Here is a 24,432-nt window from a genome sequence, read left to right on the forward strand (position 1 = left end):
CTCGGGCCGGCGGTCGCTCACCACGCGGCGCGCGACGCCAGCCCGAGGAGGTACTCCTCCCACAGCCGCCCGGCGGCGGGACCGCCCGCGCAGGTCCCGTCGCTGAGCCCGACGGTCTTGACCCACAGGTCGGCGACGTGCGGGCCGTCGAGCGTCGCGCGGGGCGGCGACCCCAGCGCGCGCCCTGCGGGGTTGCACCACACGGTCCCGTCGGGCCCGGCCAGCGCACCGGTGCCGTTGCGCGATGTGTCCACGACGAACGACGCACCGCTCAGCAGCGCGGACAGGTGGCGGCCGTACGCGACCTCGTGCTCGGAGCGCTGGAAGTTCGACGTGTTGACCGCGAACCCGGCGGCCTGGTCGACGCCCGCGGCCCGCAGCCGCAGCGCCATGTCGCGCAGCGCGACCGTCCCCCACCCGAAGCTGTTGCTGCTGGCGGCGTCGAGGTAGACCTCGGCACCCGCACGCGTCAGCGCCCCGACGGCGTACCGGAGCATCGCGAGACGCGCGTCGCGGTCACCGCACCGCTCGAGGTGCAGCAGCGCGTCCGGCTCGACGACGACGACCGCCTTCGCGCGCGCCAGCCCGGCGGCCACCTGGTCGATCCACGCCCGGTACTCGCCGGCCGTCGCGAACCCGCCGGCGGAGAGCCCGCCGCAGTCGCGGTCCGGGATGGCGTACGTGACGAGGACGGGTGTCTGCCCGGCGGCGGCCGCCGTGGCGGCGTACGCCCGGACCGACGACGCGACGGTCGCGGTGGCGTCCTGCGGGCCGAGCCACCGTGCCGAGCCCTGCGCGGCGGCCTTCGCGAGCAGCGCGGCGTCGGTGTCCCGCCCGTCGGCGCGGGCGTCCTGGGCAGCGCGAGCGGCCGGCGAGGTCGGGTCGACGTACTGCGGCCGGGCCGCGAGCACGGTGGTCTGCGGTCGCTCGTCGAGCGCGGCGCCGGAGCTCGTCGTCGTGCCGGGACGCGTCCCGCCGAGCCCGCCCGACACGACGGGCAGCGGCTCGGGCAGCGGCAGCGAGACGACGGTCGGCACGCGCTCGGCGGGCGTGTCGGGCGTCGACCAGACCGACGCGTGCGTCGCGGAGATCAGGTAGGCGCGGCCGTGGTCCTTGACGACGAGCCGCGCGCCCGGCGACGTCGTGCCGGTCGACCACAGCACCGCGCCGTCCGTGCCGACGACGCGCAGGTCGCCCTCGGGTGCCACGACGGCGGATGCCCCGGCGCGCGTCGCGGGGGACCGCCACACCGTCCGGTCGGCGGCCGTGAGCACGAGCGCGCCGTCCGTGCCCATGGTCAGCCGGACGGTGCCGTCGGGGCTCGTGACGGACTCGCGTGGCAGCAGCAGGCCACCCGACGGGACACGGTCGGCGACGGTCGTCCGCAGGGTCGGGCCGGGCACCCCCGCACTCTTCCACGCGACGGTCCCGGCGGTGCTGATCGTGTAGAGCACCCCGTCGGGCTTGAGCACGGACCGCGCACCGGGTGACGCCGTCGCCGTCGTCCAGAGCACCGCGTCGGCACGCGACCGGACCTCGAGCGCGCCGCCCGCCTGCTGCACGAGCCGCGCGCCGGGGTTGCCGGTCGTCCCCGTGTGCCACAGGACGCGGCCGCCGAGGCTCAGCGTCACGTCGCCGTCCGCCCCGACGGCCAGCACGTGCGCGCTCCCCACGGCGTGCAGTCCGTCGCCGGCGGCGAGTGCCTGACCCGTCAGCAGGCGGTCCGTCGGGCCCTGGGCCGACGCCGGCAGCGGCACGGTGACGGAGAGGACGACGGCGACGGCGGCGACGAGGTGCACGGCGGCCGAGAGGGCGCGTCCGGTCCCGCGGGTCGTTCGGCGCAGCACTGACGGGGGCATGGTGGGGCTCCAGCGCAGGGGGTGGGTTCGCCGGTCGCATCGGCCGCCGGGTCACGACGTTGAGGCGACGCGAGGCACGTCACGCCGTCGCGTGCCCGGTGGCCGTCCGGAGCGCGGCGGTCCGTGGGGGTCCGCCGTGTTCGCGCCCGCCGGCCCACGCACGCACCTGTTGTCTGCCGGACGTGAGCAGGTACGACGCCGTACCCTCGCGGTCATGCCGCTGCTGCCGGTCCGGACCTCCACCCGATGGGTCCTCGTCGCCGTCTTCGTCGCGATCGGAGTCGTCGCCGCCCTCGTGGGCAACGGGTGGACGGTGCTCGGCATGGCGCTGGGGGCCGTCGGCCAGGTCGCGAGCCTGCTGCACGAGCGTCGGAAGGCGGCGCAGGGGCCGACCACGACCTGACGCGTCGCACGGCAGCTGGGGGCGCTCCAACGGACATCTCCGTCGACGATAGAGTCGGCGCGGCGCATGCAGGCCGCCGGTGCGAGGGAGGTGGCGGGTGTCGGACGACGCGTTCGCCGCGGACGTGACCGCGCTCGCCGCGCTCGGCGAGCCGGTCCGCCGCACCCTCTACCGCTACGTCGTCGCGCAGGGCGCGCCGGTCAGCCGGGAGGCCGCCGCCGCCGGGGTGGGCGTCCCGACCCACGTCGCGAAGTTCCACCTCGACAAGCTGCTCGACGCGGGACTGCTGGAGGTCGAGTACCGCCGCCCGCCCGGGCGTGGCGGGCCGGGGGCGGGGCGCCCCACGAAGCTGTACCGCCGGGCGGGGCGTGACGTGGCGGTGAGCCTGCCCGCGCGCCGCTACGACCTCGCCGGTCGCGTCCTGGCCGAGGCGATCGCGGCCGCCCGCCGTGACGGGACGGCGGTGGGGGACGCGCTCGCGACCACGGCCCGCGAGGTGGGGCGCCGCCTCGTCGGGCACGCCGACGTCGACGCCGCCGTGCCCGACCAGGAGGCGGTGGCGCGGGTCCTGGCCCGGCACGGGTACGAGCCGCGCACCGCCGACGGCGAGGTCCTGCTGACGAGCTGCCCGTTCGAGCGGCTCGCGGCCGACCTCCCCGACGTCGTGTGCGTGATGAACCGCGACCTCGTCGAGGGGGTGCTCGACGCGGTCTGCCCCGGAGCGCTCGAGGCGCGGCTGGATCCCGGCGCGGGGCGCTGCTGCGTCGTCGTCGGGCAGCCGTGAGCGGTCAGAGGTGGCCCGGGGTGCAGCCGGGCGTGTAGTACCCCGTGACGGTCGCGGCGCGGCTGGTCGAACGGTTGCCCGCGAGGTCGACGGCCTGGACGCGCACCGCGTTGGGGCCGGGCTGCCGCAGGTGCAGGATCGCCCACATCCCGCTCGAGCCCTTGTCCTCGAGGGCGCCGATGTCGACGCCGTTCGCGAGCACGCGGTACCGGATCTGGTCCTGCGGCGTGACGTCGTCGGTGACCTTCGGGACTCCGACGATGAGCATCAGGCACTGGAACCCGCCGGCGTACCCGTAGAGCGGGGTGCCGGGCGGCGTCGTGTCCGTGGCGGCGCCGGCCGAGGTGGCGCCGGCGAGCGCGGTGGTGAGGGCGGTGATCGCGGCGATGGTCGCGGTCCGGACGAGTCGGTGTCGGGACATGCGGTCCTCCTGGGACCGGTGGTGGTGGGCGTCGTGGACGCGGGCGCCCGCTGCGGGACGCCGGGGGGAGAGCGCACGGAGCGTTCTAAAAGAGATGTCTGTTGACGCTAGACCCGACACCCGGCCACGGCAACCCGCGACCGGCCGTGCACCGGGGGTGGACGGTCGCCCGCCGCTGCGCTCGAATGGTCGCCGGGACCAGGACCGTTCGAGGAGGAACCGTGGGCCGCCTGCACATCGACCTGTTCGTCACGCTCGACGGCGTCGCCCAGGCGCCGGGCGGGCCCGAGGAGGACACGTCGGGCGGCTTCCCGTTCGGCGGCTGGCAGGCGCCGCTGCCCGACGACATGGTCGGCCGCGAGGTGACCGCCGGGATCGAGGGCATGGACGGGCTGCTGCTCGGCCGTCGGACGTACGACATCTTCGCCGCGTACTGGCCGCAGCACGCGGACACGATCGGTCGCCGGCTCAACGCGGTGCCGAAGTACGTCGCGAGCCGCGGGACGCCGGAGCTGACCTGGGACCGCTCGACGCTGCTCGGCCCCGACCTCGCCGCCGAGGTGCGCGCGCTGCGCGACCGGCACGAGAGCACGCACGTCATCGGCAGCGTCGACCTCGTCCAGACGCTGCTCGCGGAGCGGTTGTTCGACGTGCTGACCCTGTGGGTCCACCCGATCGTGCTCGGCCAGGGCAAGAAGGTGTTCCCCGACGGGGTCCGGGCCTCGGGGCTGCGTCTGCTCGAGCCGCCCGCGGTCGGCAGCCACGGCGTCGTCCAGCTCCGGTACGCGCCGACGGGCGAGGACCCGGCGACGGGCGACATGACCGTCGACGGGTGAGCCGGTCGCCCGACCGGTCCTGACCGCGCCTCAGGCGACGACGAGCCGCGGTGCGAGCGCGCCGATGCGGCGGTCGAGCTCGTGCACCGTGCGGTCGAACGCGTCCGAGGAGCCGTCGCGCACGGGATCCGGGAGGGACCAGTGCACGTCGGCGCGGAGCCCGACCTCCTCGTGCGCCCGGTCGCACACGGTGATGACGAGGTCGTCGTCGCGGCGGACGGCGTCCACGGTGCGCGGTTCCGCACCGCGCAGGTCGAGGCCGTGCCGTGCGGCCGCCGCGAGGGCGCCCGGGGCGATCGCGCCGGCCGGGTGCGTGCCGCCGGAGGCCACCGGGATGTCGCTGGTACGCCGCCAGACGGCGACGGCGAGGTGCGAGCGGGCGGAGTTGGCGGTGCACACGAACAGCACCCGGGGCGGTCGCAGGAGCGCGGTCGTGACCGGCCCGAGCTCGGAGGGCAGGAGGCGCAGGTAGGTGCGGCGGCGGTCCCCCTCGGACCGGGTGCGTTCGACCAGGCCGTGCTCGACGAGGACGTTGACGTGATGGGCGAGCAGGTTGGAGGGCAGGGCGAGCGCGAGCGCGAGCTCGGACGGTGAGGCGTCGCCCTGCGACAGCAGGTCGACGACGGCGAGCCGTCCGGGGTCGGAGAGCGCCGCGTGGAGCGCAGCGCGCCGCTCGACCGCGGCTATCCACTCAGTGTCCATTGAGTCAATGTTGACTGACTGAACGCCGCCGAGCAAGATGTGACACCCCGGAGCCGCCAGGCCCGCCGCCGCCTCGAGGAGCAGCCGTGACCGCGACCGACAAGCCCAGCGTCCTGTTCGTGTGCGTCCACAACGCCGGGCGCTCGCAGATGGCCGCCGGGTTCCTCTCGGCACTGTCGGCCGGCGCGGTCGAGGTCCGGTCGGCCGGTTCGGCGCCCGCCGCGCAGGTGAACCCCGTCGCCGTCGCGGCGATGGCCGAGGTCGGCGTCGACATCGCCGCCGAGCAGCCCAAGGTCCTCACGAGCGACGCGGTGCAGGCGTCCGACGTCGTGGTGACCATGGGCTGCGGCGACGCGTGCCCCTACTTCCCGGGCGTGCGCTACGAGGACTGGGTGCTCGACGACCCGGCCGGGCAGGGCATCGAGGCCGTGCGGCCCATCCGCGACGAGATCCGTGGGCGCGTCGTCGGACTGCTCGACTCCCTCGGGGTCCCCGTCGTCGCCTCGTAGCGCAGCCCAGGGGCTCAGGCGGCGCAGCAGGCCGCGGGCGAGCGGTCCGCGCTGACGGTGAGCCGCTGCCGTGCGGCGAGCACCATCCTCCGGCCGGCGTCGGCGGCGCGCGTGCCGACCCGCGACCACCGGAGGTGAGGCTCGGGCGTGGTGCGCTCGCGGACGAGCAGGGCGACGGCGAGCGCGCGGTCGAGCTCGCGCTGCTGCTGCTGGTGGAGCGTGAGGAACAGCTCGGGGTGCATGTCAGGCCTCCGGCTTGCGTGCGTGGACGATCGCGCCGTGCATGCCGTCCGCGACCCGGTGGGTGAAGGTGACGGCGGTGTCGACGAACCCGGCGGTGGCGAGCCCGTCGAGGTACTCCTGCCGCGACAGCGCGCCGGCGATGCAGCCGACGTAGGAGCCGCGCTCGGCGCGCTGCTCGGGCGTGAGGTCGTCCTCGGCGACGACGTCGGAGATGCCGACTCGGCCGCCGGGGACGAGCACGCGGAAGACCTCGCCCAGGACGGCGGGCTTGTCGGGGGAGAGGTTCACGACGCAGTTCGAGATGACGACGTCGACGGACGCGTCGTCGAGCGGCAGGTCCTCGATGGTGCCCTGGTGGAAGGCGACGTTGGTCGCGCCGGCCCGCTCGGCGTTGGCGCGCGCGAGGGCCAGCATCTCCTCGGTCATGTCGACGCCGTGCGCGAAGCCGGTCGGTCCGACGCGCTTCGCGGACAGCAGGACGTCGATGCCCCCGCCGCTGCCGAGGTCGAGCACGCGCTCGCCCTCCCGGAGCTCGGCGACGGCCGTCGGGTTGCCGCACCCGAGCGAGACGAGCTGCGCCTCGACGGGGATGCCGGTCAGCTCGGACGGGTCGTAGAGCGCGGCGCCGAACGTCTGCGACTCGTCGCTCGGCCCGCAGCCGCCCCCTCCGCCGCAACAGCCGGCGTCGCCGCCGACCTGACGCGCCGCCTCGGCGTACTTCTCCCGGACCTGCTCGCGGACGTCGGACATCCCGCACCTCCTCATATCGATGAACGTCGATGTGCTCCGACCCTGCACCCATGCATCGATCACTGTCAATATCGACAACCATCGATTTCCAGTCATAGACTCGTCGCATGGCTGCCATGGATCTGCTGCCCGTCGTCTCCGAGCCCGCCGCGTGCTGCACGCCCGCCGCGGCACCGACCATCAGTGCGGACGACGCGACGCAGCTCGCCCGCACGCTCAAGGCGATGGCGGATCCCACCCGCCTCCGGCTCCTCTCGCTCATCGCGGCCCACGAGGGCGGGGAGGCGTGCGTGTGTGACCTCATCGAGCCCGTCGGGCTGAGCCAGCCGACGGTGTCGCACCACCTCAAGCAGCTGACGGAGGCCGGGCTCGTCACCCGGGAGAAGCGCGGGGTGTGGGCCTACTTCACGATCGTGCCCGGCGCGGTCGATGCCGTGACGCAGCACCTCGGCGCCCATCTGACGGTCCACGCGGAGGGCTAACGGGGGCGTCCGGACGTGGCGCGCGGCTGGCGCCGTCGTCCGATCGAGTCAATCTGACTCGATCTGGTTGCGCGCAGACCTCGGGACGACGCATAGTGTCAACATGACTCGAAGCGACGGCGGCACTGACACCCTCCCGAGCACCGCTCTGCTGACCGACCACTACGAGCTCACGATGCTCCGGGCCGCGCTGGCCGACGGCACCGCCCACCACCAGGCCGTCTTCGAGGCCTTCGCGCGCCGACTCCCCGCCGGTCGCCGCTACGGCGTCGTCGCCGGGCTGGGCCGGCTCGTCGAGGCGATCCAGGCGTTCCGCTTCACCGACGCCCAGGTCGCGTGGCTCGAGGAGCAGGGGATCGCCGACGCGCGCACCGCCGCCTACCTGCGCGACTACCGCTTCACGGGCCAGGTCGACGCGTACCGCGAGGGCGAGATCTGCTTCCCCGGCAGCCCGGTCCTCACCGTGACCGGCACGTTCGCCGAGTGCGTCGTCCTGGAGACGCTCGTCCTGTCGGTCCTCAACCACGACTCGGCGGTCGCGTCGGCGGCGGCCCGCATGGTGACGGCGGCGCGCGGCCGGACGCTCCTGGAGATGGGCAGCCGCCGCACCGGCGAGGCGTCGGCGGTCGCCGCAGCCCGGGCCGCGTACGTCGCGGGGTTCGACGCGACCAGCAACCTCGAGGCCGGCTTCCGGTACGGCGTCCCGACGCGGGGGACCGCGGCGCACGCCTTCACGCTCGCGCACACCGACGAGCGCGCCGCGTTCGCGTCGCAGGTCGCCGCGCTCGGCACCGGGACCACGCTCCTCGTCGACACCTACGACACGGCCACCGGCATCGAGAACGCCGTCGCCGTCGCCGGACCCGCGCTCGGCGCCGTCCGGATCGACTCCGGGGACCTGGCCGCCGAGGCCCGCGCCGCCCGCGCACGGCTCGACGCGCTCGGCGCGACGAGCACCCGGATCGCGGTGACGTCGGACCTCGACGAGCACACGATCGACGCCCTCGCCGACGTCCCCGTCGACGTCTACGGCGCCGGGACGCGACTCGTCGGCGGGTCGGGCCACCCGACGGCGGGCATGGTCTACAAGCTCGTCGCGGTCGCCGACCGGCCCGGCGCCGACGCCCCGCTGCGTCCCGTCGCGAAGACGGCGGCCGGCAAGGCGAGCACCGGCGGTCGCAAGACGGCCCACCGCGAGCTCGACGCCCGGGGCCGCGCGGTCCGCGAGACGGTCGTCGTCGGACCCGCGACCGACGTCCCCGGCCGCGCGCTGCAGGTCGCCGTGATCCGCGACGGGCACGTCGTGCACGCCCCGACGCTCGACGAGGTCCGCGCGCACCACCGCGGCGCCAAGGCCGAGCTGCTGCCCGCCGACCTCGACCTCGCCGACGGGAGCCCGCGCCTCGTCGCGGCAGCCGCCGCCGACCTCGCCGGGAGCGCCGCATGACCCCGCGCCCCGTCCCCACCCGCACCTCCACCACCGTCGCGCGCCACCCGCGCGGGCGGGCCACCGGGCGCCGCACCGCGACGCCGCTCCTGGGAAGGACCGCAGCATGAAGAGCGCCCTCATCGTCGTCGACGTCCAGAACGACTTCTGCGAGGGCGGCGCGCTCGCCGTCGCGGGCGGGGCCGAGGCCGCCGCCCGGATCACCGACTACGTCAAGCGGCACGGCGCCGAGTACGACACGGTCGTCGCGACGCGCGACTGGCACGCACCGCTGCCGGACACGAACGACGGCCACTTCGCCGCCGACGGCGAGGCGCCCGACTACGTGACGACGTGGCCCGTGCACTGCGTCGCGGGCACGTCGGGCGCCGAGTACCACCCGAACCTCGTGCTCCCGGAGCGGACCGTGCACGTCGTCAAGGGCGAGTCGCGGCAGGACTACTCGGGCTTCCAGGGCCGCGTGGTCGACGCCCCGGACGGGCTCGGGCGGCTGGCCGACCTGCTCCTCGCGCGGAACGTCGCGCACGTCGACGTCGTCGGGATCGCGACGGACTTCTGCGTCGCGTCGACCGCGATCGACGCCCGCCGCCGCGCCGCGACGGTCGTCACGGTGCTGACGGACCTGACGGCCGCGGTGTCGGCGCCGACCGCGATCAAGGCCCTGACCGAGCTGACCGGGCGCGGCGTGCGGCTCGAGGAGTCGCGGTGAGCGCGGCGAAGGCTCCGGACGGGTACGACGCGAGCGACTACCCGCCGTTCGCGGTGACGGTCGACCTGGCGATCTTCACGATCCGCGACGGCCACCTGAAGGTCCTGCTCGTCCAGCGGGCCGACGACCCGTACGCGGGCGCGTGGGCGCTGCCGGGCGGGTTCGTCGGCATCGACGAGGACGCGACGACGGCCGCGTGGCGCGAGCTCGCCGAGGAGACGGGGCTCGAGCGGTTCGACGGGCACCTCGAGCAGCTCGCGACCTACTCGGCGCCCGCGCGCGACCCCCGTATGCGGGTCGTGTCCGTCGCGCACGTGGCGTTCGCGCCGAACCTGCCCGACCCGCGGGCCGGGTCCGACGCGGCCGCCGCGCACTGGTGGGACGTCGACGACCTGTTCCTGCCCGGCCTGACGCTCACGGGCGACCCGACCGACGCGCCCGACCTGGCCTTCGACCACGCGCAGATCCTCACCGACGCGGTCGACCGCGTCGCCGCGAAGCTCGAGTACACGACGCTCGCGACCGCGTTCGTCGAGACGCCGTTCACGCTGTCCGAGCTCCGGCACGTCTACGAGACGGTGTGGGGCGTCCGGCTGGACCCCGGCAACTTCCGCCGCAAGGCCGAGACGGGCTCGCTCGCGACCAAGGACCCGGGCACCGACCCGCGGCCGACCGGCGGCCGTCGCGCCGCCGTGTACCGCCCCACCGGCACCGCCGCGCTGCAGCCGCCCATGCTGCGCCCCGACGGTGCCCGCGCGAAGACCACCGCGACCACCGGAGGACCCCGATGACCAGCCCGGCGACCCTGCGGGTCGCGCTCGCCCAGCTGCCCGTCCGCGTCGGCGACCTCGCCGGCAACCGCGCCGCGATCCGCGCCGCCGCCGCGTGGGCCGAGTCGGTCGACGCGGACGTGCTGCTCACCCCCGAGATGTCCGTGACGGGCTACCCCGTCGAGGACCTGCTCGCCGAGCCGGGGTTCGTCGACGCCGCCGCGCGGTCCGTCGACGACCTCGCCGCCACGTCCGGCCGCGTCGTGACGGTCGCCGGCGCGCCGCTGCCGACCGACCGGCTGCCCGCCGCGGGCGGGGCGCGCGACCTCGGGTCGGCGCTCGACGCGGTCGTCCGGCCCCTGCGCAACGCCGCCGTGGTGCTCGCCGACGGCCGCGTCCAGGGCGCGCACGCCAAGACGCTCCTGCCGACGTACTCGGTGTTCGACGACGCCCGCCACTTCGGCGCGGGCCGCCGCGACCAGGCGCTGTTCGCGGTCCCGACGCCGGACGGCCCGGTCACCGTCGCGCTGCTCGTGTGCGAGGACGTGTGGGACCCGACGCTCGTCGCCGAGGTCGCGGCCGCGGGTGCCCAGGCGGTGCTCGTGACCAACGCGAGCCCGTACGAGGTCGGCAAACCCGCGCGACGGCTCGCCGTGCTGCGGGCCGCGGCCGTCGCGGGCGGTGTCCCGGTCGCCTACGTCAACGCGTCCGGCGGGCAGGACGAGGTCGTGTTCGACGGCGGGTCGCTCGTCGTCGACGCCGACGGGCGGCTGCTCGCCCGCGCCGCCGCGTTCACGCCCGACCAGCTGGTCGTCGATCTGCCCGTCGCCCCCGCACGGCCCGCGACGCGCGACGTCGTCGGGGTCGATCGCGGCACCGTCCGGGCGCGCCGGCCGCTCGCCGCACCGACCGTCGCGCCGCCGCTCGACCCGCACGACGAGGTCTGGACCGCGCTCGTCACCGGCGTCCGCGACTACTGCACGCGCGTCGGCCTGCCACGCGTCGTCCTCGGGCTCTCCGGCGGCGTCGACTCCGCGCTCGCGGCCACGATCGCGGTCGACGCGCTCGGCCCGGACGCCGTGCGCGGTGTCGGCATGCCCGGCCCGTACTCGTCGCCGGGCTCGGTCGACGACGCCGCCGCGCTCGCCGCGAACCTGGGCATCCGGTTCGACGTCGTCCCGATCGCCGACGCCTACGCCGAACGCAGGACGGCGCTGGCGGACGTCGTCGGCGGCCCCGGGACCGGCGCCGACCCGGTCGCGTGGGAGAACCTCCAGGCCCGGCTGCGCGGCACGACCCTCATGACGATCGCCAACGCGACCGGTGCGCTCGTCTGCTCGACGGGCAACCGGTCGGAGAGCGCGGTCGGCTACACGACGCTCTACGGCGACACGTGCGGCACCGCGCCGAACCCGCTCGGCGACCTGCTCAAGACCGACGTCGTCGGCTCCGACGGCCGGCTCGTGCCCGGCGTCTACGGCCTGTGCGCGTGGCGCAACGCGCGTGCGGTCGCGTCCGGCGAGGTGCCGCCGATCCCGGCGTCGACGCTCACCAAGCCCCCGTCGGCGGAGCTCGCACCCGACCAGCAGGACTCCGACTCGCTGCCCCCGTACGACGTGCTCGACCCGCTGCTGCTCGCGTTCCTCGAGGACCGGAGGGGCCCCGACGACCTCGTCGGCGACCTCGTCGCCCGCGGGCACGACCGCGCCGGCGCGACCGCCACGGTCCGGCACGTCCTCGGGCTCGTCGACCGCAGCGAGTTCAAGCGCCGCCAGGTGCCGCTGCGGATCAAGGTCAGCCGCGTCGCGTTCGGGCGCGACCGCCGGATGCCGCTCGCCACGCACTGGCGGCACGTCCCGACGCCGGTCGCCGAGCCGTCGCGCAGCTCCGTCTGACCGGCGCTCGCCGGGCCCGGGCGCCCGTCGTCCCGGGCCGTCAGAGCAGGTCGCGCAGCACCGTCGCCTGGTTGTGGTCCGGGTCCTTCGCGCCGTACAGGAGCGTGACGACGTCGTGCGTCGCGACGACGTCCCGGAGCCGGTCGAGCGCCGGGTTGGTCGCGAGCTCCGCGCGGTAGCGGCGGGCGAACTCGTCGAAGAGCGCCTCCTCGTGGTGGAACCACCGCCGCAGCTCGGTCGACGGCGCGACGTCCTTGAGCCACACGTCGACCGCCGCGCGCTCCTTCGTCAGGCCGCGCGGCCACAGCCGGTCGACGAGGACGCGCAGCCCGTCGTCGTCGGACCGCTCGTCGTGGACCCGGCGTACGCGCACGCTCACACGCCCATCGTGCCGTGTGGGCGACCGGTGCGAGGATCGGCGCTGCCGGGCCGGCCGCGAGACCTGCCGCACGGTGCGCGACCCACGACGCTCGACGACGAGGAGACGCCATGACGACGTTCGGCCCGACCGACGACCTCCGCGCGGCCGAGTTCCGCGGCGCCGACCTGCGCGGCGCGAGGTTCATCGAGACCGACCTGTCCGGCGCGGTGCTGCGCGGCGTGCAGGTCGAGGGCGTCGAGATCGACGCGCCGTGGCTGCCCGACGGTGACGCGCTCCTCGTCAACGGCGTCGACGTGATCCCGTTCGTCGAGGCCGAGCTCGACCGCCGGTTCCCCGGCCGCTCGACCCGCCGCGCCGCCGACCCGGACGGGCTGCGCGACGCGTGGGCGGTGCTGCAGCGCACGTGGGACGCGACGCTCGCGCGCGTCGCCGCCATGCCGGACGGGACGCCGGACGTGTCCGTCGCGGGGGAGTGGTCGTTCGCCCAGACGCTGCGCCACCTCGTCCTCGCGACCGACGCCTGGCTCGGGCGCTCGGTCCTCGGCCTGGCGCAGCCGTTCCACCCGCTCGGCCAGCCCGGTCCGCAGGCGGAGGACGACGGGCTCGACCTGTCGCTGTTCAGCACGACCACGCCGACGTTCGACGAGGTGCTCGCGGCCCGCGCCGACCGCGTCCGCCTGGTGCGCGACTTCCTCGCGACCGTCACCGCCGACGACCTCGCCGCGCAGCACCCGCACCCGTGGGCGCCCGAGTACCCCGAGACGACCCTGTCGTGCCTCCACGTGATCCTCGAGGAGGAGTGGGAGCACCACCGGTTCGCGGTCCGCGACCTCGACGCGATCGGGTCGTCGCCGGCCTGAACGCGCACGCGTCGGGGCGTCCGGGCGCGGAAAATGCGCTGGCCAGCAGCGCCCGGCGGCGCGCACAGTACCGGGGCGCTGCGCGTGACCTCGCGCGCGGCGACCACACGTGACGGCCACGACGAGCCGCGGAAGGAGGAGCCCGTGCACGACCGCATCGACCGCTGGTCGGGACGCGACGTCTGCGCGTCCGACGCGCTCGTCCTGCACCGCACCCTCGACCGCACGACCGACCGCACGACCGGCCGCCCGGAGCAGCGCGGTCGCCTCCTGCGCCCCTCGTCGACCTGACGTCCACCCACGTCGACGACGGGCCGTTCCCCTCCGCGGGAGCGGCCCGTCGTCGTTCGTCGACCCGCGCCCCCTGGAAGGAGACCGCCATGGTCCGCATCGTCAACCAGTCCCTGACCGCCACCCACGCGCCGATCTCCGACGCCGACGCCCGTCGCGCCGCCCGGCGCCTCGCCCGCACGGCCGCCCGCAACCCGCTGCGACGGGTCCGGGTCGACTGCGAGCCGCACGCGGTGCGCGACCCGCTCGCGACGCTCGGCGACCGCGTCTGGTGCGACGCGCACGCCGACTGGGCGACGGTCGTCGAGGTCACCGAGTAAGCGCCCCGAGCCCGCACCACCGACACGACCCGACCCAGCACGACGACCGGTCCGAGCGACCACGAGAGAGGAGGTGACCCCGGTGTCCGGAGTCCTGGTCCTGAACGCGGGCTACGAGCCCCTGCACCGGGTGAGCCTGCAGCACGCGGTGCGGATGCTGCACCGGCGGGTCGCGGTCGTCGAGGAGGCGGTCGCGGGCAAGCGGTTCGGGCAGTACCCGCTGCCCGCGGTCCTGCGGCTGGTCCGGTACGTGCACATGCGCTGGCGGCACCGGACCGGCGCACCCCCGTGGTCGCGGGCCGGCGTGCTGCGGCGGGACGACCACGTCTGCGCCTACTGCGGGACGCGCGGTGCGGCCACCGTCGACCACGTGATGCCGCGGTCGCGGACCGCCGACCCGAACACGTGGCTCAACACGGTCGCGTGCTGCGGTCGGTGCAACAACCGCAAGCGCGACCGGACGCCCGACGAGGCCGGCATGCGACTCCGGTACGCGCCGCGGGTGCCGAGCCACGCCGAGCTCCTCGACCTCTGACGACGGACCGCTCTCCGGCGAGGAGGGCGGTCCGTCGTCGTGCGCACCGGGCCGTCCGCGTGAGCCGTCGTCGAGGCGGGTCAGCTGGCCGCGGCCCGCGCCTGGTTGAACGGCAGCCGGTCGAAGACGATGGTGGGCTCAACCGATCAACGCACCGCGGCAGGATCGCGAGCGGGAGGTCGTGGACGCTGATGCTGGTGGGAGCGGTTGAGGACCGGATTTGGGCAGGGTGGCGTGCGGGTGAGTCGCTGCGCGCGATCGCGCAGGCCACGGGCAGCCAGCGGGACGTCGTGCGGCGCCTGCTGGCTGCTCATGGCGGAGTGCGACCACCGGCGAGGCGCCGTGATCCGAGGCGCCTGAGCGTGCAGGAGCGGGAGGCCATCTCGCGGGGTCTGGCAGCGGGACTGTCGTGCCGGCAGATCGCCTCCGGGTTGGGTCGGCCGGCATCGACGGTCTCGCGGGAGGTAGCTCGCAACGGCGGGCGGTCCGCGTACCGCGCGGTGGATGCCGAGGCTGCCGCACTAGCAAGGTTGCGCCGACCGAAGGCGACCAAGTTCGCCATGAACGTCGCGCTGGCCGAGGTGGTGCGCGGCCGGTTGGAGCTGGACTGGTCGCCGCAGCAGATCACCGCGTGGCTGACCCGCACGTACGCGGACCCGGAGATGCGGGTCAGCCACGAGACGATTTACCGCAGCGTGTACGTCGCCGCGCGCCGCGAGCTCGGGGAGCGTGCGGCTCGGCACCTGCGCACGGGTCGCACGATGCGTCGACCGCGGATGGTGCGCCGGCCCGATGGGCGGGGCCGGCTGAAGAACATGACTTCGATCCACTCGCGTCCGCCAGAAGTCGCCGCTCGCACCGTGGCCGGGCACTGGGAGGGTGACCTGGTCATGGGTCGTCGGCCCAGCGCGGTGGCCACCCTTGTCGAGCGACAGACCCGCTACTTGCGTTTGGTGCGGCTGCCTGACGGTCTGAAGGCCGACGCGGTGAGGGCCCGGCTCGCGGCGGAGCTCGAGCAGATCCCGCGCTGGATGCGGTTGTCGCTGACCTGGGACCGAGGCCGCGAGATGGCCGAGCACCAGGAACTGACCGCCCGCAGCGGGACGCCGGTCTACTTCTGCGACGCGCGCAGCCCGTGGCAGCGCGGCACGAACGAGAACACGAACCGCCTGCTGCGCCAGTACCTAGGCAAGAGCGCCGACCTGCGGACGCTGACCCAACGCGACCTGGACGACATCGCCGCACGCATAAACGCTCGACCGCGCCGCGTTCTCAACTGGGACAGCGCGAGTGAGCGTTACCTGCATCTGCTTCGAACACGCTCATCGGCGGACTTCGATCCAACATCTCTGGACGAGATGCACCGCGCCGTCGACATCGTCGGGACGGCCTCGCTCGGACCGCTGTCGAGCTAGACGACCCCTGACCCGGCGGCGTCAGGTAGGAGAAGGGCTCTCGGGCACGGCGCAGGTACGTTTGTTCCGTGAGCTGGGCCGTGACGGCGCGACGTGTCCGCGATGCCAGCCGTCCCCTCGCTCAGAGGGTCAATGCCTTGCACTCCTTGCTGGCGAACCATCACGCGCCTATGGGCTTCCATGGGACGGCGCAGCACCTGCGCCAGATCGCAGGGGTCGCCCGGCCCCGGCGAAGGCTCCCCTGGAGCGCGCCGCGGTTCATCTGGAGTGAGCACCAACTGCTCGCCGCACTCGACGAGCTCGAGAAGTCGCGGGAGAGCCGCCTCCAATACCAGGCCGCCATTGCGGCTCGCCGAAAACACGAGAAGGCGATCGGTAAGCGACGGCCGTCGCCAGAGGACGTCGAGCGTTTGGCCCGTCGGCAGTGGCTGTTCGACCAGGACCGACCGGACATCCCCAATACGCCTGAGGCGAGCCCCCACGGTGGCGGTCGTCCGCCTCAAGAGGGGCTCGATCGTCACTAGGCTGACGTGCCGAACGGTGCGTTGATTCGTTGAGCCCACCATGGTGGGCTCAACCATCAGCCCTGGTCGTTTGTCACCACTCGACAACAGTGGTGCCCAGCCTTCTGGGCTGGGATGCCGAGGCGGATCCCGCGGTGTACTCGGTCGGGCGGAGCGCCTCAGTCGGTGCTATGTGCCGACTCAAGGGGTTCCCAGCGGGCGCGGATCACACCGTCGTTGTCTGGCATGACCGCCTCAATCATCGGGCGCAGGTCGCCGAGGCGTTCCGAATGCCACGATGCGCGCGTCGCCCCTTCGACTGCCGCGCGCACTGACTCGGCGTCATCGGAGGAGATGCTCTCGCATCGCACCTGGCCACTGGCCCCTTGCCAGATGATCATCCCGTGGATGTCGTCGGGATCGTTCACCTCCAGGTGCGCCAGCGCAGCACCCACGTCGGTCGTGAGGTCGGGCCAGACCCAGACCCGGCAGCGGGGACGAAGCGCGGGGCGAGGATCCTCAGCCGTGACTCGGTGCCAACGGGTCCAAGCCGCGTGCTCTTCCAGCAGGACCGCGCCGTGCTCGCGCACGAGGACATCGATGCGCGTCCAGAACGCGTCGTCGATTGGCGTGTGCAAAGACCGTAGGTGCTCCTCCTCCGCTTCGTCGGGCATGTACGGGGAGATCGTCCCTTCCGAATGCTCTGGGAATAGGCCTGCGGCGGCAGTCGCGGCCTCTGCTCGGGGGCATGGCCTGCTGGTCGTGATGTACATGTACACGTCGTGGCCGACGTGCACCGTCATGTCAGTTGACTCGAGAAGGCACCACCACGGCGCGATCTCCCAGTCGTTGCGTAGCATCCCGCGCACCAGGAGACGCGTCCCGGGGATGTCGACGACTGCACCGTCGAAGAATGCAGTGTGGTCCGGTCCGAAGACGTTGAGGAGGTCCGCATCGGGAAAGTCCGGGTCACCTAGGGGCAACCGATACCTCTCGCGGTCGCTAGGGTCTGGCATGAACGGGTCGCGCACCTCGAGCTGGGTGACGCCGAGCTCACGCGCGAACGCCTCGACCGCGTCAAGGTAGGCGGCTTCGAGCGGACCCTCGTCGCTGGCTGAATCGACGCTACCGACATAGGCACCCGAGGCGTCGCGGTCCGCGGGGTCGTACTGCGTGACCCGGTAGGTGTGTATGAGCGTCACTAGGGCATCCTCTGCCACCTACGGCCTCCCTCGCGACGACTCCACCACCTGCGTCCAGGCGCGACGGGCACCGTGGTGCGTTGACCGGTTGAGACTGCCATCGTCATGTGCGTGATGCGCCCACCCGCGACGCGCACCCACTCGGCGCCCGGCGCGTGCCGGACGAGGGTCGAGTCGGTGTCGTAGAGCACGACGGCCGTGTCGTCGTCGCCGAACGCGCCGAGGATCTCCGTGCGGGTCGTCGACGTCGCGAACGGGCCCATGAACGCGCGGAACGCGTCGATGCCGGTCACGGGCCCGCCGGGGGCGTCGCAGACGACGTCGTCGGCGACGAGCGCCATCGCGGCGTCGACGTCGTGGCGGCTCCACGCGCGGTGGTAGTCGAGGGCGGTCTGCAGGGCGTGTCCGGTCATGGTGGGTCCTCCTCGTGGTCGGGACTGGCACTCGTACCGACACCGGGAGGACGTCTGTCGGAACGGTCTCGTACGGTCCGGTGTCATGGAGCCGGTCGGCACGACCCTGGACGCGGCACGGGCGGGCGACGAGGACGCGTTCGCCGCGCTCACCGGTCCGCACCTGCGCGAGCTGCACGTGCACTGCTACCGCATGCTCGGCTCGCTCGACGACGCCGACGACGCGCTCCAGGACGTGCTGCTCGCCGCGTGGCGTGGCCTGCCGGCGTTCGCGGGACGCGCGTCGGTCCGCACCTGGCTCTACACGATCGCGACCCACCGCTGCCTCAACGTGCTGCGCACCGGTCGCCGACGGCCCGCCGAGGTCGCGCTGCCCTTCGACGCCCCGCCGCCCGACGCGCTCGACGACCTGACGACGCTCCAGCCCTACCCCGACGCGTGGCTGCCGACCGCCCCCGTCGCGCACGGCCCCGACGCCCGGTGGGACGCCGCCGAGTCGATCGAGCTCGCGTTCGTCGCGGCGCTGCAGGCGCTGCCGCCGCGGCAGGTCGCGGCCGTCGTCCTGGCGGACGTGCTCGGGTTCGACGTCGCCGAGTGCGCCGCGATGCTCGACGTGACGCCGACCGTCGTCCAGGGTCTGCGGCAGCGCGGGCGGGCGTCGCTCGTGGCGGCGCGCGCGTCGTCGCGCACGGGCGGTGACGTGGACGTCGCGGTCGCGCGGCGGTTCGCGCGCGCGCTCGAGGCCGGCGACGTCGACGGGGTCGTCGCGCTGCTCACCGACGACGCGTGGCTCGCGATGCCGCCGCTGCCGCACGTCTACCGGGGCCGGGAGTCCGTCGCGGCGTTCCTGCGCGCGGCCGCCGGGTGGCGCACCTGACGCACGCTCACCCTGACGGAGACCGCGGCGAACGGGCGGCCCGCTCTCGTCGGCACGCTCGCGGACGGCGCCGGCGCGGTGCGACCCGCGGGCGTGTACGTCGTCACGACCCGCGGCGGCCGCGTCGCGTCCGCGACACGGTTCCTCGACGACGGTGTGGCCGGACGGTTCGCCGCGCCGTGCCCCCGGCCGTGACGCTCGGGTGGTGGGCCGCGTCCGGTGGCAGGATCCCGGCGTGACCGATCGTCCGACGCCGCCCGCGCGGCCCGCCGAGCACGTGCTCGTCCCGATGACCGCCGCGCACTGGCCGCAGGTCGCGGCGATCTACGCGGCCGGGATCGCGACGGGCCAGGCCACGTTCGCGACCGACGTCCCGACCTGGGACGAGTTCGACGCGGGCAAGCGGGCCGGGCTGCGCTGGGTCGCCCTCGACGGCGGCACGGTGCTCGGGTGGGTCGCGGTCTCCGGGGTGTCGACGCGAGCCGTGTACTCGGGCGTCGTCGAGGTGTCGGTCTACGTGGACCCGGCGGCGCACGGGCGCGGCGTCGGGCGGGCCCTGCTCGAGCGCCTGCTCGCCGAGGCGCCCGCGCACGGCGTGTGGACCGTGCAGGCGGGCGTCTTCCCCGAGAACGCCGCGAGCCTCGCGCTGCACGCCGCGGCCGGGTTCCGCGTCGTCGGCACGCGGGAACGGCTCGGCCTCATGACGTCCGGACCGCTCGCGGGACGCTGGCGCGACGTCGTGCTCCTCGAACGCCGGCTCGACGCCTGACGCATCGCGTCGTGCGGCCCGCCGGCGGGCGCCTGCCGGCACCGCGGCCGGAGTCCACCCGTCGCGCCTCCGGACGCCACGGTGTCGGGCCGCCGTCGGCGCGTCCCCTGCGTCGGCGTCGCGGACCTCACCCGCCCTCCGCTTGACGGCGCCGCCGGCGCGGGTTTGCCTGGCGACGTCGGCACGGGGGAGAGCGAGGTGGCGATGTCCGGGCAGCACGTCGCGTACTGGGACGCGCAGGCGGCGTCGTACGACCGGGTCACCGCATGGGCGGAGCGGCGGCTGCTCGCCGACGCGCGCGCGTGGGTCGGCGCACGAGCCCACGGGCGGACGCTCGACGTCGGTGTCGGCACCGGCGCGAACCTGCCGCACCTCGTCGGGCACGCCGACAGCCTCGTCGGTGTCGACCAGAGCGCCGCGATGCTCGACCTCGCCCGGCGCCGGGCGCGGTCGCTGGGTGCGGACGTCGAGCTCGTGCAGGGCGACGCGGCCGCGCTGCCGTGGCCCGACGCGTCGTTCGACACCGTCGTGTGCACGTTCTCGCTGTGCTGCGTCGACGACGAGGTCGCGGTGCTGCGCGAGCTCGCCCGCGTCGTCCGTCCCGACGGTGCCGTGCTGCTGGCGGACCACGTCGAGTCGTCGGCGGGGGTGATCCGCGCAGGTCAGCGCGTGCTCGAGGCGGTCGAGCGGCGGCACGGCGAGCGGTTCCGGCGGCGCCCTCTCGTGCGGCTGTCCGAGGCGGGGCTCGCCGCGCTCGAGCACGAGGCGTCGCGCTACCGTCTCGTCGAGCGCGTCGCGGCACGCCGCGAGCGTCGCAAGCGCCGCGACTGAACCGACCCGCCGACCTCGGGGGAGGTACGGTCGGCCGCCCTGGGTGTGGAGTCGGCTCAGCGTGCGCGGTCGACCAGACGTGCCGCGGCCGCGACGCCCGTCGCCGGGCTCGTCAGCACCGGGACCGGCAGGTCGTCGAGGAGCGGACGGGCCGCGTGCATGCTGGCCTGCGCGAGGACGACGACGTCGACGTCGGCGGCGAGATCGCGCACCGCGGCGGCCACCAGCGACGCGTGGCGTGCGACGTCGCCGCTCCGGAACGCGTCCCACGCCCCGTCGACGAGGACCGGGACGACGGTCGTCGCGGCTCCGGGACCCGCAGACCTCTCCGCCTCGTCGCGCACCAGGTCGCACGTCGGCCCGAGCGTCGACCCGACGGTCGCGACCACGCCGACCCGGCGCCCGGACGCGACGGCCGCGCGCGCCATCGGACGGTCGACGCGCAGCACGGGCACGTCGGTCACGAGCCCGTCGGCGACCGGGCCCAGGGACGAGCACGTGCACACCACGACGTCCGCGCCCCGCCGGGCGAGCTCGTCGACGGCCTCCTGGGTGCCGCGGCGCACGTCGGCGTCGTCGGGTCCGACGCGTCCGACGTCGTCCAGCAGGCGCGGCTCGACGACGTGCACCGCGACCAGACCCTCCTGCACGGTCAGCGCGTCGAACGTCGGGACGTGCGCGTCCGCCGTGTGCAGGAACCCGATCGTCCCGCGCCGCAGCGGCCGCTCGAGGAGCGTGTTGCGGTGCGTGCCGAAGTCGCGCTCGCCGACCGCGGTGAACCCCTGGCTCTCGTAGTAGCGGCGCAGCGCGGGGTTGCTCGTGCGGCAGTCGAGGCGGAACAGCCCGACGCCGGCGTCACGGCCGCGGGCCGCCGCCCAGTCGAGGAGCGCACTCCCGAGGCCGTCGCCCGAGCGGCGGCGGGCGACCATGAGGCCGTGCACGTAGACGGCCGGCGTCGGGTCGTCGCCCCAGAAGTCCGGGTCGGACCACAGCAGCCGGATCGTCGCCGCGACACCCTCGTCGTCGCGCAGGACCCACCACTCGCCCGCGTCGACCTGCGTCGCGACGCGCTCGCGGGGGAGCGACCCGCGCGCCCACTGGTCGACGCCGCGGTCCGCCATCCAGTCCTCGAGCGCACGCCGCAGCGCGTGGATGTCGTCGACGTCGGTCGGCCGGGCGGGGACGGGGCTCACGAGCACGCGACGACGATAGGCGGGCGACGCCTCGGCACGCGTGCGACGACCGGCGCGGGCGGGCGACGCTCCGGCAGGCGCGCGACGACCGGCGCGGGCGGGCGACGCTCCGACAGGCGTGCGACGACCGGCGCGGGCGGGCGTGGGCGCCGTGGCGGGTCGTCCGCTGCCTGGCGCGGTCAGCCGCCGCGCGACCGGGTCAGCCGCTGCGCGGGGCGTACATGATGACCGCGACGCCCAGCAGGCAGACGAGCGCGCCGGCCACGTCGTAGCGGTCGGGCCGGAAGCCGTCGACGAGCATCCCCCACAGCAGCGACCCGGCGACGAACACGCCGCCGTACGCGGCGAGGATCCGCCCGAAGTGCGCGTCGGGCTGCAGCGTCGCGACGAACCCGTACACGCCGAGCGCCATCACGCCGGCGCCGATCCACACCCAGCCGCGGTGCTCGCGCACGCCCTGCCAGACGAGCCACGCGCCGCCGATCTCGGCGACTGCGGCGGCGACGAACAGGACGAGAGACCTCAGGACCGTCACGCGCGCAGTCTGGCAGTCGCACCGGCCGGCGGACCGGAGGTCGAGCAGGTCACGACACGTGCGTGCGCGCCCCGAGGTGCAGGTCGAGGCCCAGCCAGCGGGCGAGGTCCTCGAGCTCGTCGGCGACGTCGGCCCGCACGGCGGGGCGCCACGGGCCGTCCTCGTGGACCGCGTGGACCTGAAGGACGCCGGCGGCGTGGTCGGCGGTCGCGTCGACCTTGCCGACCAGCCGGTCGCCGTGCAGCACGGGCAGCGCGTAGTAGCCCCAGCGCCGGGCGGCGGCGGGCTTGTACATCTCGAGCGCGTAGTCGAACTCGAAGAGCTCGGCCATGCGCTTGCGGTCCTGGATCAGCCGGTCGAACGGCGACAGGAGCGCGGCGCGGCCCTCGAACGGCGCGTCGAGCAGGGACGGGTCGACGCGCCACTCGCCGCGCACCCCGTCGACGACGGCCGCCTCCCCGGCCGATCCGACGTCGACCGGCTCGACCGGGCACTCCGGCCCGCGGGCGCGCGCGATGCCGAGCGCGTGCAGCCGCCGCTCGTCACGGCGCCGCCGGGCCTCGTCGACGGGCACGGGCGGGTCGTCGGGGTAGATGCGCTCGGCCAGGTCCCAGAGCCGGTCGCGCCCGCGCCGACCCGCGGCGGCGACCTCGCCCGCCTGCACCATGAGCTCGAGCATCATCGGGACGTTGCGGTCCCGGTTCCAGCCGCTCGACCGCCAGGGGCGGACGGTCGTGTCGGGCAGGTCGCGCGCGGTGAGCGGCCCGTCACTGCGCAGCGCGTCGAGGATGTCCTGGCGGCACGCCGCGTTGTCGCGCAGCCAGCGGGCCTGGGAGTGCGCCCACGCCTTGGCGTCCGGTCCGGGCCACGCGGCCATCTCCGCGGTGTAGAGCGCGAGGTCCTCGGCCGGGCGGATCATGCCCTGCACGTCGACGAGCGTCTGGTCGTCGACCGCGTCCGCGAGCTCGTCGGGGTCGTACCGCGACCCGATCCGGCTCCAGAGCACGAGGTCGGCACTCGGCGCGACGGCCTTGGTGTGGTCGACCTGGAGCATCGTGAGCCCGCGCACGACGGTGCGCATGTCGGTCGGCCGCGGCGCGGTCAGCAGCTGCGCGCGGACCGCGACGCGGCGGGCATCAGCGCGGGACAGGTGGTGCACCGCACCGACGCTACGACGCACCTCCGACACACGGCGTGGGCGGGGGTTCGGATGGCGGGGCGGTCGGCGTCGACGACGTGGTGGCCGGCGACGGTGGCCGACGACGCCCTGGCCGACCGCGTCCCGCGTCGGGGTCAGACGGTGATGTCGACCGCCCGGTCCGGGACGCTCGGCGGGTCCGCCGGCCGCCGTGCGGTCGCGCGACCGACGACGAGCAGGGCGAGCAGCGCCGGGACCCACCCGTACAGCAGTCCCGCGGCGCCGCCGTCGGTCGGGCCGTAGAGCAGCATCTGCTGCACGTACGAGCGGCCGTCGCCGACGGGGTCCAGGCCCAGGCCGACGAGCACGGTCGGGATCGCGCCGACGAGCGCCGCGACGACGCACGACAGCCACACGGCCAGGAGGAGGACGAGCCGCCCGTCGGGCAGCGTGGTGGTCCGGACCGCGACGTACGTGAGCGCGCCGGCGATCGTGCCGACGAGCGCCCCGCACACGAGCAGCGCCCCGGGCGACGCGTCGGCGGCGGTCGTCACGGGCGCGAGCCAGTCGGCGACCGTGGAGACGGTGGCCGCGAGCTCGGAGCGCGCGGTCGTGACGTGCTCGGCGACGGTGCGGTCGACCCACCCGTGCACCCCGGCGGCGACCGCCCACCCGAGGCCGGAGACGGCGCCGACGACGACCGCGGCGCGCAGCGCCCCGGACGCCCGCGTGGGGGTGGGCTCGTGCGCCGCGTCACCGGTCGCCCGCTCGAGCCGCCGCGCGAGCGCGACGGTCGCGAGCCCGACGACCCAGCCGGAGGTCGCGCCCCAGGCGGCGCCGACCCGGACCGGGTCGAGCACCGCGACGCGCAGCGTCGGGACGAGGCCCTCGTGCTGGAGCACCGGGGACAGGATCGTGACCGACGAGACGAGCACCGCGACGACGCCGCCGACGGCCGCAGCGAACCAGACGGCGAGCACGCGCGGCGCGAAGCCGGTGCGCGTGGCGCCGGCACCGGGGAGCGCGAGCGCGGCCACCGCGACGACCAGCGCCACGGCGGCGGCCACGTGCCACGGCTCGAGGACGCCGTACTGCACCAGCGAGAGGCCGGACGTGGCCGGTGCGACGAAGCCGACGACCCCGGCGGGCACCCCCGCACGCACGAGCAGCGCGTGCACCACGGCAGCCCCCAGCCAGAGGGCGAGGGAGAGGAAGCCCGCGACGAGCGCAGGCAGCAGTGTCCGCTTCGACAGCATTTGCGCGACGCTAGCAGCGGGCGGGACGCCGGACGGCCGAACCCGATCTCACGTCCCCCCGTCAGGTGAACGGTGATCCGACGGGCGTCGACGACCGGGCGG

At 75.0% G+C, this 24,432-nt stretch carries 29 protein-coding genes; 17 read left to right on the plus strand and 12 right to left on the minus strand.

Annotated elements, in window-relative coordinates; all coding sequences use genetic code 11:
- Positions 1-17 precede the first annotated feature (17 nt).
- Entirely contained in the window at positions 18-1,859 is a 1,842-nt protein-coding gene (locus KOV94_RS02195; protein ID WP_218051095.1) for a glycoside hydrolase family 6 protein, read from the minus strand.
- Positions 1,860-2,073: 214 nt separating this feature from the next.
- On the opposite strand from KOV94_RS02195, the gene KOV94_RS02200 reads away from it, so the two are divergent.
- Positions 2,074-2,262, plus strand: a complete 189-nt coding sequence (locus tag KOV94_RS02200) for a hypothetical protein (RefSeq protein WP_124344232.1) — start codon at positions 2,074-2,076, stop codon at positions 2,260-2,262.
- Between the two features lie 97 nt (positions 2,263-2,359).
- On the plus strand, positions 2,360-3,046 hold the full coding sequence (locus KOV94_RS02205) for a helix-turn-helix transcriptional regulator (protein ID WP_218051096.1): 687 nt from the start codon (positions 2,360-2,362) through the stop codon (positions 3,044-3,046).
- A gap of 4 nt (positions 3,047-3,050) precedes the next feature.
- Here the strand turns inward: KOV94_RS02205 and KOV94_RS02210 are convergent, their stop codons facing one another.
- Complete coding sequence (locus KOV94_RS02210) at positions 3,051-3,467, minus strand: hypothetical protein (RefSeq protein WP_218051097.1); 417 nt, start codon at positions 3,465-3,467, stop codon at positions 3,051-3,053.
- A 221-nt stretch (positions 3,468-3,688) separates the two neighbouring features.
- Here KOV94_RS02210 and KOV94_RS02215 point away from each other — a divergent pair, with 221 nt between their 5' ends.
- Positions 3,689-4,303, plus strand: coding sequence for a dihydrofolate reductase family protein (locus KOV94_RS02215; protein ID WP_218051098.1), 615 nt, complete (start codon positions 3,689-3,691; stop codon positions 4,301-4,303).
- A gap of 30 nt (positions 4,304-4,333) precedes the next feature.
- On the opposite strand, the gene KOV94_RS02220 is transcribed toward KOV94_RS02215, so the two are convergent.
- Positions 4,334-5,005 (minus strand): arsenate reductase/protein-tyrosine-phosphatase family protein, encoded by a 672-nt coding sequence (locus tag KOV94_RS02220; RefSeq protein ID WP_218051099.1) that lies wholly within the window; start codon positions 5,003-5,005, stop codon positions 4,334-4,336.
- Between the two features lie 86 nt (positions 5,006-5,091).
- Between KOV94_RS02220 and KOV94_RS02225 the strand changes: the two genes are divergently transcribed.
- Positions 5,092-5,514 carry an arsenate reductase ArsC gene (locus tag KOV94_RS02225; protein WP_200829810.1) on the plus strand — a complete coding sequence of 141 codons (423 nt, stop codon included), beginning with the start codon at positions 5,092-5,094 and terminating at the stop codon, positions 5,512-5,514.
- A gap of 14 nt (positions 5,515-5,528) precedes the next feature.
- Here the strand turns inward: KOV94_RS02225 and KOV94_RS02230 are convergent, their stop codons facing one another.
- Positions 5,529-5,756 (minus strand): hypothetical protein, encoded by a 228-nt coding sequence (locus KOV94_RS02230; protein ID WP_124344237.1) that lies wholly within the window; start codon positions 5,754-5,756, stop codon positions 5,529-5,531.
- A gap of 1 nt (position 5,757) precedes the next feature.
- On the minus strand, positions 5,758-6,507 hold the full coding sequence (gene arsM / locus KOV94_RS02235; RefSeq protein ID WP_218051100.1) for an arsenite methyltransferase: 750 nt from the start codon (positions 6,505-6,507) through the stop codon (positions 5,758-5,760).
- A gap of 107 nt (positions 6,508-6,614) precedes the next feature.
- Here arsM and KOV94_RS02240 point away from each other — a divergent pair, with 107 nt between their 5' ends.
- From KOV94_RS02240 to KOV94_RS02260, 5 genes are all read left to right on the plus strand, one after another.
- Positions 6,615-6,989 (plus strand): ArsR/SmtB family transcription factor, encoded by a 375-nt coding sequence (locus KOV94_RS02240; RefSeq protein ID WP_162352934.1) that lies wholly within the window; start codon positions 6,615-6,617, stop codon positions 6,987-6,989.
- Between the two features lie 103 nt (positions 6,990-7,092).
- Positions 7,093-8,436, plus strand: a complete 1,344-nt coding sequence (locus KOV94_RS02245; protein WP_124344240.1) for a nicotinate phosphoribosyltransferase — start codon at positions 7,093-7,095, stop codon at positions 8,434-8,436.
- Positions 8,437-8,542: 106 nt separating this feature from the next.
- Complete coding sequence (locus KOV94_RS02250; protein ID WP_218051101.1) at positions 8,543-9,145, plus strand: isochorismatase family protein; 603 nt, start codon at positions 8,543-8,545, stop codon at positions 9,143-9,145.
- Complete coding sequence (locus tag KOV94_RS02255) at positions 9,142-9,936, plus strand: NUDIX hydrolase (protein WP_218051102.1); 795 nt, start codon at positions 9,142-9,144, stop codon at positions 9,934-9,936. The genes KOV94_RS02250 and KOV94_RS02255 overlap by 4 nt, the downstream gene beginning before the upstream one ends.
- On the plus strand, positions 9,933-11,810 hold the full coding sequence (locus tag KOV94_RS02260; protein WP_218051103.1) for an NAD+ synthase: 1,878 nt from the start codon (positions 9,933-9,935) through the stop codon (positions 11,808-11,810). The genes KOV94_RS02255 and KOV94_RS02260 overlap by 4 nt, the downstream gene beginning before the upstream one ends.
- Positions 11,811-11,850: 40 nt before the next feature.
- Here the strand turns inward: KOV94_RS02260 and KOV94_RS02265 are convergent, their stop codons facing one another.
- Positions 11,851-12,189: a DUF488 domain-containing protein gene (locus tag KOV94_RS02265; protein WP_124343513.1), complete on the minus strand. Its 339-nt coding sequence runs from the start codon at positions 12,187-12,189 to the stop codon at positions 11,851-11,853.
- Between the two features lie 110 nt (positions 12,190-12,299).
- Here KOV94_RS02265 and KOV94_RS02270 point away from each other — a divergent pair, with 110 nt between their 5' ends.
- The 5 genes from KOV94_RS02270 to KOV94_RS02290 all read left to right on the plus strand — a co-directional run bounded on the left by KOV94_RS02270 (position 12,300) and on the right by KOV94_RS02290 (position 15,613).
- Complete coding sequence (locus KOV94_RS02270) at positions 12,300-13,052, plus strand: DinB family protein (RefSeq protein ID WP_218051104.1); 753 nt, start codon at positions 12,300-12,302, stop codon at positions 13,050-13,052.
- Between the two features lie 144 nt (positions 13,053-13,196).
- Positions 13,197-13,343: a hypothetical protein gene (locus tag KOV94_RS02275; RefSeq protein ID WP_160142905.1), complete on the plus strand. Its 147-nt coding sequence runs from the start codon at positions 13,197-13,199 to the stop codon at positions 13,341-13,343.
- 89 nt (positions 13,344-13,432) lie between these two features.
- Positions 13,433-13,663, plus strand: coding sequence for a hypothetical protein (locus KOV94_RS02280; protein WP_218051105.1), 231 nt, complete (start codon positions 13,433-13,435; stop codon positions 13,661-13,663).
- 82 nt (positions 13,664-13,745) lie between these two features.
- Positions 13,746-14,198 (plus strand): HNH endonuclease, encoded by a 453-nt coding sequence (locus KOV94_RS02285; RefSeq protein WP_124343516.1) that lies wholly within the window; start codon positions 13,746-13,748, stop codon positions 14,196-14,198.
- Positions 14,199-14,389: 191 nt separating this feature from the next.
- A complete protein-coding gene (locus tag KOV94_RS02290) occupies positions 14,390-15,613 on the plus strand; it encodes an IS30 family transposase (protein WP_225915909.1) in 1,224 nt (407 codons plus the stop codon).
- A gap of 682 nt (positions 15,614-16,295) precedes the next feature.
- Here KOV94_RS02290 and KOV94_RS02295 read toward each other — a convergent pair.
- Both KOV94_RS02295 and KOV94_RS02300 read right to left on the minus strand, forming a co-directional pair.
- A complete protein-coding gene (locus tag KOV94_RS02295) occupies positions 16,296-17,336 on the minus strand; it encodes a hypothetical protein (protein ID WP_218051106.1) in 1,041 nt (346 codons plus the stop codon).
- Complete coding sequence (locus tag KOV94_RS02300; RefSeq protein ID WP_218051107.1) at positions 17,318-17,731, minus strand: nuclear transport factor 2 family protein; 414 nt, start codon at positions 17,729-17,731, stop codon at positions 17,318-17,320. Before KOV94_RS02300 ends, KOV94_RS02295 begins: the two co-directional genes overlap by 19 nt.
- An 85-nt stretch (positions 17,732-17,816) precedes the next feature.
- On the opposite strand from KOV94_RS02300, the gene KOV94_RS02305 reads away from it, so the two are divergent.
- The 3 genes from KOV94_RS02305 (at position 17,817) to KOV94_RS02315 (ending at position 20,208) form a co-directional block, all read left to right on the plus strand.
- On the plus strand, positions 17,817-18,608 hold the full coding sequence (locus tag KOV94_RS02305; protein ID WP_218051108.1) for an RNA polymerase subunit sigma-70: 792 nt from the start codon (positions 17,817-17,819) through the stop codon (positions 18,606-18,608).
- A 289-nt stretch (positions 18,609-18,897) separates the two neighbouring features.
- Positions 18,898-19,377, plus strand: a complete 480-nt coding sequence (locus tag KOV94_RS02310; RefSeq protein ID WP_124343519.1) for a GNAT family N-acetyltransferase — start codon at positions 18,898-18,900, stop codon at positions 19,375-19,377.
- Positions 19,378-19,581: 204 nt separating this feature from the next.
- Positions 19,582-20,208: a class I SAM-dependent methyltransferase gene (locus KOV94_RS02315; protein ID WP_124343518.1), complete on the plus strand. Its 627-nt coding sequence runs from the start codon at positions 19,582-19,584 to the stop codon at positions 20,206-20,208.
- Positions 20,209-20,264: 56 nt separating this feature from the next.
- Here the strand turns inward: KOV94_RS02315 and KOV94_RS02320 are convergent, their stop codons facing one another.
- The 4 genes from KOV94_RS02320 to KOV94_RS02335 form a co-directional block, all read right to left on the minus strand.
- Positions 20,265-21,407 (minus strand): GNAT family N-acetyltransferase, encoded by a 1,143-nt coding sequence (locus KOV94_RS02320; RefSeq protein WP_308160318.1) that lies wholly within the window; start codon positions 21,405-21,407, stop codon positions 20,265-20,267.
- Between the two features lie 193 nt (positions 21,408-21,600).
- On the minus strand, positions 21,601-21,936 hold the full coding sequence (locus tag KOV94_RS02325; RefSeq protein ID WP_124344030.1) for a YnfA family protein: 336 nt from the start codon (positions 21,934-21,936) through the stop codon (positions 21,601-21,603).
- Positions 21,937-21,985: 49 nt separating this feature from the next.
- Positions 21,986-23,095, minus strand: a complete 1,110-nt coding sequence (locus tag KOV94_RS02330) for a DNA glycosylase AlkZ-like family protein (protein ID WP_218051109.1) — start codon at positions 23,093-23,095, stop codon at positions 21,986-21,988.
- A gap of 134 nt (positions 23,096-23,229) precedes the next feature.
- Positions 23,230-24,330 (minus strand): hypothetical protein, encoded by a 1,101-nt coding sequence (locus KOV94_RS02335; protein WP_218051110.1) that lies wholly within the window; start codon positions 24,328-24,330, stop codon positions 23,230-23,232.
- Between the last annotated feature and the right edge of the window lie 102 nt (positions 24,331-24,432).

The organism is Cellulomonas algicola, assembly GCF_019024305.1.
Taxonomy (GTDB): Bacteria; Actinomycetota; Actinomycetes; order Actinomycetales; family Cellulomonadaceae; genus Cellulomonas; species Cellulomonas algicola.